11 protein-coding genes are annotated in these 13,797 nt (G+C 35.3%); 8 read left to right on the top strand and 3 right to left on the bottom strand.

The features are described from left to right. Positions 1–56: 56 nt before the first annotated feature. A complete protein-coding gene (locus J2Y60_RS05690) occupies positions 57–533 on the bottom strand; it encodes a hypothetical protein (RefSeq protein ID WP_309914574.1) in 477 nt (158 codons plus the stop codon). Between the two features lie 351 nt (positions 534–884). Between J2Y60_RS05690 and secA the strand changes: the two genes are divergently transcribed. The 8 genes from secA (at position 885) to J2Y60_RS05650 (ending at position 10,747) form a co-directional block, all read left to right on the top strand. Beyond that, a complete protein-coding gene (secA, locus tag J2Y60_RS05685) occupies positions 885–4,253 on the top strand; it encodes a preprotein translocase subunit SecA (RefSeq protein ID WP_309914570.1) in 3,369 nt (1,122 codons plus the stop codon). Positions 4,254–4,535: 282 nt separating this feature from the next. Then, positions 4,536–5,501, top strand: a complete 966-nt coding sequence (locus tag J2Y60_RS05680; protein WP_309914567.1) for a hypothetical protein — start codon at positions 4,536–4,538, stop codon at positions 5,499–5,501. Positions 5,502–5,542: 41 nt separating this feature from the next. Beyond that, positions 5,543–6,610, top strand: coding sequence for a winged helix DNA-binding domain-containing protein (locus tag J2Y60_RS05675; protein ID WP_309914564.1), 1,068 nt, complete (start codon positions 5,543–5,545; stop codon positions 6,608–6,610). A gap of 3 nt (positions 6,611–6,613) precedes the next feature. Further along, the gene (locus tag J2Y60_RS05670; RefSeq protein ID WP_309914560.1) at positions 6,614–7,102 is read left to right on the top strand and encodes a GyrI-like domain-containing protein; all 489 of its coding nucleotides are present in this window, start codon (positions 6,614–6,616) and stop codon (positions 7,100–7,102) included. Between the two features lie 158 nt (positions 7,103–7,260). Continuing rightward, the gene (locus J2Y60_RS05665) at positions 7,261–7,737 is read left to right on the top strand and encodes a hypothetical protein (protein WP_309914557.1); all 477 of its coding nucleotides are present in this window, start codon (positions 7,261–7,263) and stop codon (positions 7,735–7,737) included. Between the two features lie 83 nt (positions 7,738–7,820). Beyond that, the gene (locus J2Y60_RS05660) at positions 7,821–8,246 is read left to right on the top strand and encodes a nuclear transport factor 2 family protein (RefSeq protein ID WP_309914554.1); all 426 of its coding nucleotides are present in this window, start codon (positions 7,821–7,823) and stop codon (positions 8,244–8,246) included. Between the two features lie 180 nt (positions 8,247–8,426). Beyond that, a complete protein-coding gene (locus J2Y60_RS05655; RefSeq protein ID WP_309914550.1) occupies positions 8,427–9,536 on the top strand; it encodes a family 20 glycosylhydrolase in 1,110 nt (369 codons plus the stop codon). A 20-nt stretch (positions 9,537–9,556) separates the two neighbouring features. Then, positions 9,557–10,747, top strand: a complete 1,191-nt coding sequence (locus J2Y60_RS05650; RefSeq protein ID WP_309914546.1) for a DUF5009 domain-containing protein — start codon at positions 9,557–9,559, stop codon at positions 10,745–10,747. Between the two features lie 32 nt (positions 10,748–10,779). Here the strand turns inward: J2Y60_RS05650 and J2Y60_RS05645 are convergent, their stop codons facing one another. Both J2Y60_RS05645 and J2Y60_RS05640 read right to left on the bottom strand, forming a co-directional pair. After that, a complete protein-coding gene (locus tag J2Y60_RS05645) occupies positions 10,780–11,466 on the bottom strand; it encodes a LytTR family DNA-binding domain-containing protein (protein WP_309914543.1) in 687 nt (228 codons plus the stop codon). Between the two features lie 211 nt (positions 11,467–11,677). Next, positions 11,678–13,222 carry a histidine kinase gene (locus J2Y60_RS05640; protein WP_309914540.1) on the bottom strand — a complete coding sequence of 515 codons (1,545 nt, stop codon included), beginning with the start codon at positions 13,220–13,222 and terminating at the stop codon, positions 11,678–11,680. Positions 13,223–13,797: the final 575 nt, after the last annotated feature.

The following is a 13,797-nucleotide window of genomic DNA, read 5'->3' as shown; positions in this document are numbered from 1 at the left end:
GCTTTTTATTAACAATTTAAAAACTCAAAGCTCATTGCTCACAGCTCAAAGCTTTTTCAATACTTCAATACAATCGTAGTATCGTTCTTAAAATATCTTTTTACCGTCACGTCGAAACTTCCCGCTTTTTTAATTAACGTATTTTTCGGCATCATCAAATCCCCTAGCCCAGCTTTCTCATTTCCCAAATCTACTGTTTGAACTTCTCCTTTGGCATCAATTATTTGAAACATATAGTGAATCTCATTATCTGGAGGAATAATATTAACCCATTTTTTAGCAACTTTTCCATTCCAAGCCATTTCTTTGATATCATCAACACCTTGATATACTCCGTGTGTATCATTTTTACTTCTAACGTAGTCTATCGCATAAATAATGATGACCACACCCACAATCAAAGGGGTTAACTTACTTGATAATAAACTCGGGTCTTTGGCAGAAGAATTACTTGCTCCGCCAAGCATATTGCCAATTAAAGGCATTTTTAATTTTGGGCGAGGTGGACGACGACGTGGAGATGCTTGTTCCATTATTTGCTGTTGTTTAATATCAAAGGTTAAATATAGATAATATATCCTAAAAACTATATTTTTAGTTCATTATTTTAATGAGCAAAAAATATTAAATAAATAAAGCTCCCTTTAGCTTATTGTATAACCGCTAAACATAGTTTTTGTAAAACACTGATTATAAAGGCATTATTTTTGAGGGATATGTTTTTAAGACTTTATAAAGTACCAATCTGCAATATTATTATACAGAAATTGTTTTTAAAAGCGTTGAATGAACTAAATTTGTAAGTATTCTATTTTTAGTTTGTAATACAAATGATTGAGAAAATTAATTCAATCATTACTTCTAAATGATTAAAACCCAATACAATGATAAATTCAATCACAAAAGCAGTAACAAAACTGTTTGGTACAAAATCAGAAAGAGACATCAAGGAATTGATGCCTTACGTGATTAAAACCAATGCAGAATTTGCTACTCTTCGCAATCTTTCAGACGAACAGCTCCGTCAACAAACCGCTGACCTAAAGGCTATTATACAGAAAAACCTTGCAAAAATTGATGCCGAAATTTCTGATTTAAAATTAGAAGTAGAAGCTAACCAAGAGATGTCTGTTGATGCTAAAGAAACAATTTTCAATCAAATTGATAAATTACAGCTTGATCGTGATAAACAACTAGAGGTAGTATTACTCGAAATTCTTCCGAAGGCCTTTGCCGTAGTGAAGGAAACCGCCCGAAGGTTTACCGAGAATAAGAAACTGGAAGTAACCGCTACGGTTCACGATAAATTTATTGCCGCTAAGAAGAAAAACGTTGAGATTGTTGGTGAAAAGGCCATCTGGCATAACAAATGGCTTGCAGCTGGTAATGAAATCGAGTGGAACATGATTCACTACGATGTTCAGCTAATTGGTGGCGTGGTACTTCACCAAGGTAAGATTGCCGAAATGGCAACGGGTGAAGGTAAAACATTAGTTTCTACTTTACCTTGTTACTTAAATGCTTTAGCTGGGCAGGGTGTACACTTAGTAACCGTAAACGATTACTTAGCTAAACGTGACTCTGAGTGGAATGCTCCTTTATTTGAGTTCCACGGGTTAAAAGTTGACTGTATAGACAAACACGACCCTAATACGGAGGAACGTCGTCAGGCCTATTTGGCAGATATTACTTACGGAACTAACAACGAATTTGGTTTTGATTACCTACGTGACAATATGTCACGTACTCCAGAAGAGCAAGTACAACGCAAGCACCATTTTGCCATGGTCGATGAGGTCGATTCAGTATTAATTGATGATGCGCGTACACCTTTGATTATCAGTGGACCGATGGCCCGTGGTGATGAGCAAGAGTTTGATGCTTTCAATCCTTTGGTGGCTCGTATGGTTGAGCAACAAAAGAAATTGGTACAAGATTTCTTGGTAGAAGCTAAGAAATTAATTGCTGCTGGTAATAAAAAAGAAGGTGGTTTAGCTTTATTCCGTGCTTTTAGAGGTTTACCAAAATCTCGTCCAGTGATTAAATACTTGTCTGAAACAGGTATCAAGCAGATTTTACAAGAAACAGAGAACATCTATTTGGCTGAAAATCAGAAATTGATGCCTGAAGCAGATGCCCCACTGATGTTTACAATTGAGGAGAAAAACAACCAAGTAGAGATGACTGAAAAAGGTCTGAACTTCATGACTCGCATGGTTGAAAACCCTGACTTCTTCGTTATTCCTGATTTATCGGTTGATTTGAACCAAATTGAGCAAGCAGTAGGCATTACAGAACAAGAACGTTTGATTAAGAAAGAAGCTTTAATCCGTGATTATTCTGCTAAAACACAACGTATCCATACGGTTAGCCAATTGCTAAAAGCCTTTACATTATTTGAAAAAGATGTAGAATATGTATTGGATGAAGGTAAAGTAAAAATTGTAGATGAGTCTACTGGTCGTATTATGGAGGGACGTCGTTATTCCGACGGTTTGCACCAAGCCATTGAAGCCAAAGAAGGTGTAAACATCGAAGATGCTACCCAAACTTATGCTACGATTACATTACAGAACTTCTTTAGAATGTACCACAAACTGTGTGGTATGACGGGTACTGCCGAAACTGAAGCAGGTGAATTCTGGACGATTTACAAATTAGATGTTGTAACGATTCCGACAAACCGTAAGATTTCTCGTTTCGACCACGAAGATAAAGTTTATAAAACCGTTCGTGAAAAATACAATGCCGTTGCCGACGAAATTCAAGAATTAGTAAATGCTGGTCGCCCTGTGTTGGTGGGTACAACTTCTGTTGATAACTCTGAATTATTAAGCCGTATGCTTACAATTCGTAAAATTCAACACAATGTATTGAACGCGAAACAGCACGCTCGTGAAGCAGATATCGTAGCAGAAGCTGGTCAGGCGAGCAAAGTAACCATTGCTACCAACATGGCGGGTCGTGGTACGGATATTAAGCTATCACCAGAGGCACGTGCAGCTGGTGGTTTGGCTATCGTAGGTACAGAAAGACATGAGTCACGAAGAGTTGATAGACAGTTGAGAGGTCGTGCGGGTCGTCAAGGTGATGTAGGTTCGTCTCAATTCTTCCTTTCATTAGAAGATGACTTGATGCGTAAGTTCGGTTCAGACCGTATCGCAAAAGTGATGGACAGAATGGGTATGGAAGAAGGCGAGGTAATTCAACACTCGATGATTACTTCTTCAGTAGAGAGAGCTCAGAAAAAAGTAGAAGAAAACAACTTTGGTATTCGTAAACGTCTATTAGAATATGATGACGTAATGAACTACCAACGTAATGCGATTTATAAGCGTCGTCAAAATGCCCTTTTCGGTGAACGTTTGGCTTTGGATATTGCTAACAATACTTATGATGTATGTTCGGAAATCATTCAAAATAACATTAGTTACGATGAATTAGAATTACGTTGTATTGAAATTTTAGGCATTGAACCTCCGTTTACACGTGAAGAAATCGGCAGATTGAATACACAACAACGCACTACACGTTTGTACGATGCTGCTGAAAAGCATTATCATACCAAAAACAAAGGACTGGCTGAAAAAGTAGTGGCTTTTGCGAAAGAAGCCATCACGCATGGTTATGCAGGTATGCAAGTGCCTTTGGTAAGTGGTTCAATGATGTCTCAACTATTTGCTGATGCTCAAGAAACTATCGATACCAACGGTCGTAAATTGATTCAGGAAATGGAAAAATCAATCGCTTTAAGTTTGATTGACCAAGAATGGAAAGAACATTTACGTGATATGGACGATTTGAAACAATCGGTTCAAAACGCAAGCTACGAGCAGAAAGATCCATTGTTAGTCTATAAATTTGAAGCTGTTAAGTTATTCGAGCGTTTCTTAAGTAGAATAAACTTAGATACAGTAAGTTTCTTGATGAAAGCAGATATGCCAGAAGTTCAAGAAGCCGAAGCACCCGCACCGCAACGTCGTCAGGCTCCACAGCCTAAACTACAAGTACAAAAAGATGAAGCTATTTCATCTTTATTGGGTGGTTTAGCAGGTGGCAGAGGTGACGAAAATGATTATCATGACCCAAGTACTCAGGTAGTTGAAAAAGTTGCTCCACGTCAAGCAGTAAAAATTGCTGACCGTAACCAAAGAGTAACGGTTCAATATCGTGATGGTTCAATCAAAGAGAACATCAAATATAAAACAGTAGAACAAGATGTAGAAAAAGGCATTGCGGTAGTAATTGCTTAATACTGTTTTGGTAAAATTCATTATAAATGCCTCAGTCGAAAGATTGGGGCATTTTTTGTAATGCAGTTGTTCGGTTTCACCGAGTGACACCTATTCGTATAAGCCCTCTGGGCAAACTGTGAGTTCGGTACTATTTTTTGAGAACATAATAGAATTCAACACAAGGTATTTAAAACATATATCGTAGCTCAAATTTTAATCCTATTATCAAAAGTACTTTTGTAATTGTTCAAGAATTTGGGTAGTTTGCTTAAGCAAAAATTAGTAATCACTTTCAAAAAAATGACAATCAAAGAAGCAATCTTAAAAAGTTTAGAAGACATTGGTATTCAAACAAATTATAGTGATGTAACTAATCATATCATTAACCAAAAGTACTACGACTTTAAGGATGCCAAAACTCCTATGGCTACAGTTTCAGCTTTATTAGGTGATTTTATTAGACTTGGAGATACAAGAGTCAAAAGAATAAAAGAATCTGGAACATATTTTTATTACTTAACAAAAAATGAGCACCAGATAGATATTGAGATTTTAACAGGTGAATTAGAATCAAAAAATGCTAAACCAAAGAATAATAGAACTAAAACCTATGAAGAAAGAGATTTACACAAATTGCTAAGTAGCTATTTAAAAAATACAGAAATATACTCCAAAACTATCTTTCATGAACAATCAAATGGTAAAGATTCTAACCAAATTTGGATTCATCCAGACATGGTTGGAATTAAGTTTTTAAACCTTCAAACCAAAGTAAGTCAAAACTTTTTGAAATCAATTAATAGAGTAGATACTTTCAAATTATCCTCTTACGAAATCAAAAAAGAAATTAATAGTGACAGTGAATTAAAAAAAGCATTCTTCCAAGCTGTTTCAAACTCAAGCTGGGCAAACTATGGTTATTTAGTAGCATTTGAATTTAGTGATAGTTTAACCGAAGAGATGGCGAGACTAAACCAATCATTCGGGATTGGCATTATCAAACTTGGCGCCAACCCTTACCAAAGCAAGATATTATTTCAAGCAAAATATAGAGATTTAGATTTCAAAACAATTGATAAACTTTGTAAAATCAATAAAGAATTTGAAGGTTTTATAGAACAAACTGAGAAATTAATGACCGCCGAAGAACGGTATCATAAATCAACAGAAAAAGAATTGGATGAATTTTGCGATAGGTATTTCTCAAATGATACTGAAATTGAAAAATATTGTAAGGAAAAAATGATTCCTACTGAACAAGAATAAATCTTCCTGTAAAAGATAACTGAATCATTCCCTCCCAAACAATGTTACTCACTGATATCGCCCAATATCGCCTATTCAAACACCAACTTGTTGGGACAGGCTTTGCAGCGCCCAAAGACATATTGGCTTATTTTGGCGCTATGCAAGCACAAGATTATGCCATGGCAAAATGGGCTATTGGGCTAAGGCTAGGCATTAATGAAGAAGCCATAGAACAGGCTATCAATAACGCTACAATCATCCGTACACATATTTTAAGGCCGACTTGGCACTTTGTTGCTGCCGAAGATATTCGCTGGATGTTGATGCTTACTGCTCCACAGGTAAAGCAAAGAAATGCAGTGATGTGTAAAAAATTTGAACTAGACAGCAATCTCCTAAATCATTGCAAGGCGATTATCGAGCAGACTTTAAGAGATAATCAGCACCTGACTCGTGATAAAATAATGCTTGAACTTAATACTCATGGCATTCAAACGGATGATATCCGTTCGGCATTAATTATGATGGATGCTGAACAAGACGGTATCGTTTGCAATGGAATGATGCAGGGCAAACAGTTTACCTATGCATTACTTGATGAAAGAGTTCCTTCTACAAAAATGCTTAGTAAAGAAGACGCATTAGCAGAATTAGCTAAAAGGTATTTTCAAAGTCATGGACCAGCTACCTTACAAGATTTTATTTGGTGGTCGGGTTTAACGGCTGGTAATGCCAAATTGGCTTTAGAACTGATAAAACCAAGCCTTCATTTTTTTACGGTTGAACAGCAAACTTATTGGTTTACTGAACTGGCTAATTATAAAAGTCTGTCAACTCCAAGCATACACTTTTTGCCTGCCTTTGATGAGTTTTTAATCAGTTATAAAGATAGGTCAGCCTCCCTCACTCCTTCTTTAAACAAAGATATTATTACAACGAATGGTATTTTCAATCCTTCCATATTGGTAAATGGAAAAGTAGTAGGCTCATGGAAGCGTAGTTTTAAAAAAGATACAGTTCATATAGCAATGAACTTTCCTGATTCAACCATAGAAGCACAAGAAATCTTGAACGCAACAGAAAAATATGGAAATTTTGTAGGTAAGAAAGTAAACCTTAAAGTATAGAATATGACTCCAAGAATAGAGACCCTATCAGAAAAGAAATTAGTTGGCAAAGGTATCAAAATGTCTTTTGCTGATAACAAAACAAACATATTATGGCAAAGTTTTATGCCAAGAAGAAAGGGAATACACAATGCTTTAGGCAACGATTTATACTGTTTGCAAGTCTATACGTCATCTCATGATTTTATCAATTTCAATCCAACGGCAATTTTTGAAAAATGGGCAGCGATGGAGGTAAGTGATTTTGATAACATCCCAGAAGGCATGGAAGCCTTTACGCTGAAAGGTGGATTGTACGCTGTATTTATCCACAAAGGAGCTGCTGCAACTGGTCCAAAAACTTTTCAATATATCTTCGGGACATGGTTGCCAAATTCTGAATATGAATTAGACCACAGAGTCCATTTTGAAATATTGGGTGATAAATATATCAATGATGACCCAAATTCTGAGGAGGAGATTTGGATACCTATTAAGCAGAAAAATATATAATTTTGATACTAATCCACTGATTTTCTTATCTTTGAAAGCCAAGCTTTGACAACTTTCAAAAAGTTGTCAAAGCTATAATCTCATAATGCTATAGCTGCGCAGATATGTAAAATTAGCATTGCTATAAGTAATAAATTTATCAATTTAACAAAAACGCTATGCAAAATTCAATTCATAATGGAGGTGAAACACACGTAAAATATGCACACTTCCATTTTCCAAGAACAATTGATGTTCAATGCCCATTTTGTTCACAACCAAGTGAATTAGTAAATATTAATGCTTCTATGGATACCGATTTCTTTATTGATCTTGCTCCCTACCAAAAAGTATGGACACTTATTTGCAATCACTGTCTAAACAGAAAAAGTATGAGTTGGGATGATACTAAAAAAATAGAGCTATTAAATAAAATTACGATTCGTGAGGAAACTATTTGGGCTTGGAATACTCATCATCTTCATTATCTAATTGGAGTATTTTCAGGCAAAGAAGATAAAAATCACAAATGGGCATTTTATAGAAATTACATCCACAAAAAATGGTTTCAAAAGACAGCTAATAAATCCGACATTTTAAAGCTTGAGAATTTATTATCTACTAATATTAAGTCATTTAAAAGAAATGAAATATAAGTCTTATATCACGCCATTTCTGGGCTAATCCACTGATTTTCTTATCTTTGAATACCAATAAACCTTATACAAACATTAATCCCATGAAAAATACATTCCTCTTCCTTATCACCATTTTTATAGCTGTTGCTTGTAAATCTAAAGTCAATACTAACGAAGCTCTCGTAAAACAATATTTCGAGCATTTCAATAAACATGAATGGCAAAAGATGGCTGATATGTACACTGAAACTGCCGACTTCAAAGACCCTTCCTTTGGTCAAGGAATTGTGAAACAAACAAGGGCGCAAACTTTAAAAAAGTATAGTGAATTGAATCAACTATTTCCCGACTTGAGAGATTCTATCATTAACATTTATCCTTCGGGTGATACCAATATTGTAGTAGAATTTATCTCTACTGGCACTGCCCCAGATAAAACTACTTTTAAATTACCTATCTGCACGATTTTCACCATTGAAAACGGATTGATTACGAAGGACTTTACTTATTACGATAATTTTCAATAGTAGCCAAAAAGTGGTTTTCTAAAACAAAACGGCAATATAATACTTGTTCATTAATATTTTTCTATCAAATAAGCCTTAAACTGACCTGTTTTGCCTGCTTTTAGGCTTAATTGCCCTTGCTATCCTTAGTGAATTTAGCCAACTTGTAAGTACATCCAATTTAATTACACTCTTATAACTATGGCTAGATTTTCTCTTATCTTACTTGTTAGCTTTTGTGCGGCTTTATGGAATAACTCGAAAGCACAATCAAAAATAGATAGCCTTCTTCCTACACGTGGTTTTTGCATTACTGCTCCTAAAGCCCAAAAAATCGATAATTTTATTAAGTTTATCCAAGAGGAACTCGCTCCGCGACAAGTAAATACGTTGATTCTACGTGTTGATTATAATTATCAATTTGAAAGTCACCCCGAACTCAGAGACCCTGAGGCTCTTTCTAAAAAAGATGTTAAAAAACTGGTAAAGGTTTGCCAGAAAAACAATATTCGTATTATTCCACAAATCAATTTATTAGGGCATCAATCTTGGGCAAGCACTACAACAAATCTACTAAAGGTATATCCAGAATTTGATGAAACTCCTGCTGTAAAAATGCCTGAAAAATACGTTTGGCCAAATCCAGACGGATTGTATTGTAAAAGCTATTGTCCTTTACATCCAGGAGTACATAAAGTAGTTTTTGAGCTTGTGGATGAAATCTGCGAGGCATTTGAAAGCGAGGCATTTCATGCAGGAATGGACGAAGTGTTTTATATTGGCGATGATAAATGTCCACGATGTTCGGGAAGAGATAAAGCAGAGTTGTTTGCGAGAGAAGTAAATGAAATCAGAAATCATTTAGCATTAAAAAACAGAAAACTCTGGATTTGGGGCGACCGTCTCATTGATGGCAAAACAACGGGTATTGGTATGTGGGAAGCTAGCTTTAACAATACTCACAGAGCCATTGACTTGATTGCGAAAGACGTTACCATCTGTGATTGGCACTATGAACGTCCCGACCAAACAGCTGTTTATTTTGCGATAAAAGGGTTAAACGTAATCACTTGCCCTTGGAGAATGCCCAAATTTGCAGTAGCTCAAACACAGGATATGGTGAAATTCAGACAGTCGGCAACATCAACCATGAAACCGCATTTTCAAGGAATGATGCAAACGGTTTGGTCTAGTGCTGAAGGTTTTTTAGATGAATTTTATGGAAGAAATTCCAATAAAGTAGCTGAAGAAAACACTTCTGCTAATTGTTTTAGAGCGATGTTTACAGAGATAAATCGCCTTGACAAATAACAATCTAACTTTATAAACTGATGGAAATCAAACGTATTTTTTCAATCGATATATTCAGGGCATTAACAATGCTGTTAATGATTTTTGTAAATGACCTCTGGACTTTGAAAGATATACCTCTTTGGTTAGAACACACCGAAGCCGAGCAAGATGGTATGGGGTTGGCTGATACGGTATTCCCGTGTTTCTTATTTATTCTTGGCATGGCTATTCCTTTTGCCATTAAAAATCGTATTGCCAAAGGCGACACTCCCCTACAGCTAACCAAACATATCATTACGCGTTCGATAGCTTTACTAATAATGGGTGTGTTTACGGTAAACGTACCAGAAATCAATGAAACAGCCACGGGGATGAGTAGTGAAGTATTCCAGATATTGATGGTGCTAGGCTTCTTTTTGATTTGGAATGTTTACCCCAAAACTGAAGGGTTGAAAGGTAAAATATTTTTGGGGCTGCAGGCTTTAGGAGTAATCCTATTATTGATATTAGCATATATTTTTAAAGCTGGAACTCATGAAAATTTGGCAGGGATGACGGCCCAATGGTGGGGAATTTTAGGGCTTATTGGTTGGACTTACCTCACGGCAGCCATCATTTATTTATTTACCTATCGAAAAACATCTTTACTCGTTTTTTTTACGGTATTTTTTAATCTCTTCGCCATTGCTGGTCATGCAGGATTATTACAAAAAATTTGGAGTACTGGCCCTTCTGATTGGATTTTAGCCAATGGTGCTTTCTTTGCTTTCGCTTTTGCAGGTATCATGGCTAGTGTGTTGCTAGAACAATATGCTAGTTCTGAAAATCGTCAAAGATTGGCAGGGATTTATGTGATAATCGGTATCGTATTATTAATACTGGGCTTTGTACTAAGACAGTATTTTATTATTTCTAAAATTTTAGCAACGCCTACTTGGGTTTTCCTTTGCTGTGGGATATCCTTTATTTTTTATGCTTTAATTTACTACGTCGTTGACATCAAAGAAAAAGCTCATTGGTTTAGAAGCATCAAAACTGCGGGTACTAGCACGCTGACTTGCTATTTGATTCCTTATTGGTATTATAGCATCGCTAACTTATCAGGCATTGCCTTACCCGCTTTCTTCACTACAGGTATAGTGGGTTTAGTAAAATCATTGATTTACTCGTTTATCATTATTGGTATTGCTACTTTGCTGGGTAGAATAAATATTAAGTTAAAAATTTGAGGTTTGTGGCTCGACTTGGAAAGTCGTGCTACTCATCCTTTTAATCTATCTTTAATCAAGTCTAGGTTATCTTCATAAGATGCGCCAATCGGAATTTCTATTCCTTGAATAGAAACTGTTTGTCTCGCTATTTTCTCTACTTTGCTATAAGCAATAATATACGAACGATGGATACGGACAAATAGCTTTTCTGGCAATACTTGTAAAATATCAGACATGGTTTGACGACTCAGCAATTTACCATTTTTCAACATAAAAGTGAGGTAATTTCCTTCGGCTTCGATGTAGAGTATATCATCAAAAAACACTTTTTCTTCTTCATAGCCTGTCTTGATAAAAATAAAATCTCGCTCCTCTCCTTCTTTCAATTGTTTGATGGATAGCGCTTTGTTGCAGGCTTTCATAAAACGAGCTAGCGAAAAAGGCTTTAAAAGATAGTCGAGGGCATCTAACTCAAAACCTTGAACAGCATATTCAGAATAGGCCGTGGTAAATATTACCATCGGTACCTTCTGCAAACAGTGTACAAACTCTATCCCCGATATGTCGGGCATTTTAATGTCTAAAAAAATAAGATCTATTTTATTGTTTTGTAGATATGGAATCGCTTCGAAGGCATCAGTAAAAGTTGCCTTCAAATCTAGAAAGGGAATTTTGGAGGCATGAATTTCGATTACTTCTAATGCTTTGGGTTCGTCGTCGATAGCAATGGCTGTCATTTTTTTGAGTGATTAGTTTTTTTAGTGATTAGTGATTGGTAAATAGTGATTAGGTTTTTGTTTATAATTGATTACATTTTTCAAGTGTAATATATTTAAAGTAAAACTAAGTTACAGGCTTTTTGGATTAAAGTAACCACATGAATATTACTAATTATGTCAACCTATTTTAGGCAAGCACAGCTAATCACCAATCACTATTTACTAATCACTAAAAAATAACAAACGTTAGTGCCACAAAATAATCCTGCTCTGATTGTTGAATATCTAAGCTATATCTTTGGGGGTAAATCAACTCTAGTCGTTTTTTAACATTTTCTAGCCCAATCCCAGACGAGTGTTTTTCTGTGTCATTTTCCTGTTTAGGATGCAAGGAATTATGTACTTTAAAATAAAGTTTATTGGCATCAAAAGTAAGCGTAATATATATCCAAGAGGGTTTTCTGAAACTAATACCGTGTTTAAAAGCATTTTCTACAAACGGATTCAGTAACATGGGGGCTATGTAAATTTCATGATTGAGTGTCTGTATATTTACCCGAATTTCTATCTCATGAGATTCATCCAACCGCATTCGTTGAATATCAATAAAATTCTCTAAATACTCTATTTCTTTACTAAGTGGAATACGGTCTTGGTGGTTTTCGTGCAACATAAACCGCATCATATCGCCTAGTTTCTGAATGCCCGTAGATGTTTTCTCGGCATTTTCGTTCAAGGCTACAGCATACAGCGTATTTAATGCATTGAACAAAAAATGCGGATTAATTTGTGAGCGTAGTGTAGTCAGTTCGGCAGACTTTTGAAAAACCTGTGTTTGTAATTCCTTCTTTTCTTGAAATAATATCCAGCGAATGATAGCAGATATACCCCCAAGCATATTAGGCAAAACAACTATTCCTACGAAGTACCCTCGATGAAAAATTCTATACCACCCAAAATACAGGACAATTACCGAAAGGAAATATATAAAAACCAACAGGGCGGGTACTACCAAGTGTTCTTGTTTGCTGTAATTGATTTTAGCAAAATAAGGAATTACTCTTTTATAAAAGAACTGATGAACACCAATCGTTAAGAGAATCTGCCCTGTGCCAATAATTAGCCCAGTACTTCCTACAATCAGTTCAGGCACTTTTCCGAAAAGGGCAAAAAAGGCAATGACAAATACACTTATTCCTAGAATAACATTACTCAATACCTGATATTTGCCCTCTTGCTTGGCTTCATACAATTCGGCAGTATAATAATATGCTTGAGCCACTACTTCGTAAAAACCGATAATAATCATTACTCCCACAGCGTCTGTTAGTACGTGTAACTTTCTGTAAATTGAATACACATTAAACCCAATAGGATTAGCGAAATCATCATACCGAAATCGCCAGAAAAGCTTAAACTCCTTAAATACATAACAGCTAGCTAATACCAAACCCATTGATAAAAGCAATAACATAATTGTTGATGCGTCGAAATTCTTCTTTTTGATTTCAGGGGAAACAATAAAATGAAAAATACCCCATGCTGTAGTAAAAAGTATTGCAGCAACTACTGTTGGAAATATATTATTAACATATTGGTCATAGGATGAAAGGTCTGCCCAAATAACACTGTTATCTACAGGAATATTTTGGAGGTATTCTATATCAGAATCAAAATCAGAAGCGATACCAAAGAGCCTCCTGACGACGTAAAGGGTAATGGCTAAAAGAATAAAAAACAATTCGTAAGGTCTGAGTCTCTCGTGTGCATTCATGTCGTTTTTTTTTCTTCAAAACTAGTATGCTAGCCTTTTGCGTATTTTAAAATGTTTTAAACACATGGATATTTGGGGTGAAATGTAAGATGTTATCATTTTTGAAGGGTAAAGTGAGTATTATTTTATCAAAGTGTCCTGTTTTTTCCCAAAAGAATAATAGAAAAGGACAGAAAATAAAAAAAATATATTTTTTTATTAAATAATTTGGTATTAGAAAAATACAACGATTTCCCATATCTCTATCCTGATTGATATGCTTTAAAATTGTCTTTTTCTCGTGATAATTGGCAATTTATAGGGTTTTAAGCTGCTATTTTGGGTATATATATCATTAGCAATTTTTTTATACCTCCGCGTAGTGGATGTTGATTTACAGCATATTTACACTAATTAACTATTCAAATCTATACATTCGCTTGTCTGTTAAAAAGTATGGTATAACACTTTATTTCAGCTTTTTACATAATCAAACCTGCTAGTCTATGGATTCAATTTCTTTCACTAATCTTTCATTTTTTTTTCACAATATACTAGCTAGGCTATACAACGCATACTTAATTGTTTTTTTATTT

The sequence above is a fragment of the Arcicella sp. BE140 genome (genome assembly GCF_031456255.1).
Classification (GTDB): Bacteria; Bacteroidota; Bacteroidia; order Cytophagales; family Spirosomataceae; genus Arcicella; species Arcicella aquatica.
Note: the sequence above shows the minus strand (reverse complement) of the source record. Positions and strands in the feature narration are given on the sequence as shown.

Coding starts and splice junctions, on each gene's coding strand:
- J2Y60_RS05690 (WP_309914574.1), bottom strand. CDS start 533: ATGGAACAAGCATCTCCACGTCGTCGTCCACCTCGCCCAAAATTAAAA.
- secA (WP_309914570.1), top strand. CDS start 885: ATGATAAATTCAATCACAAAAGCAGTAACAAAACTGTTTGGTACAAAA.
- J2Y60_RS05680 (WP_309914567.1), top strand. CDS start 4,536: ATGACAATCAAAGAAGCAATCTTAAAAAGTTTAGAAGACATTGGTATT.
- J2Y60_RS05675 (WP_309914564.1), top strand. CDS start 5,543: ATGTTACTCACTGATATCGCCCAATATCGCCTATTCAAACACCAACTT.
- J2Y60_RS05670 (WP_309914560.1), top strand. CDS start 6,614: ATGACTCCAAGAATAGAGACCCTATCAGAAAAGAAATTAGTTGGCAAA.
- J2Y60_RS05665 (WP_309914557.1), top strand. CDS start 7,261: ATGCAAAATTCAATTCATAATGGAGGTGAAACACACGTAAAATATGCA.
- J2Y60_RS05660 (WP_309914554.1), top strand. CDS start 7,821: ATGAAAAATACATTCCTCTTCCTTATCACCATTTTTATAGCTGTTGCT.
- J2Y60_RS05655 (WP_309914550.1), top strand. CDS start 8,427: ATGGCTAGATTTTCTCTTATCTTACTTGTTAGCTTTTGTGCGGCTTTA.
- J2Y60_RS05650 (WP_309914546.1), top strand. CDS start 9,557: ATGGAAATCAAACGTATTTTTTCAATCGATATATTCAGGGCATTAACA.
- J2Y60_RS05645 (WP_309914543.1), bottom strand. CDS start 11,466: ATGACAGCCATTGCTATCGACGACGAACCCAAAGCATTAGAAGTAATC.
- J2Y60_RS05640 (WP_309914540.1), bottom strand. CDS start 13,222: ATGAATGCACACGAGAGACTCAGACCTTACGAATTGTTTTTTATTCTT.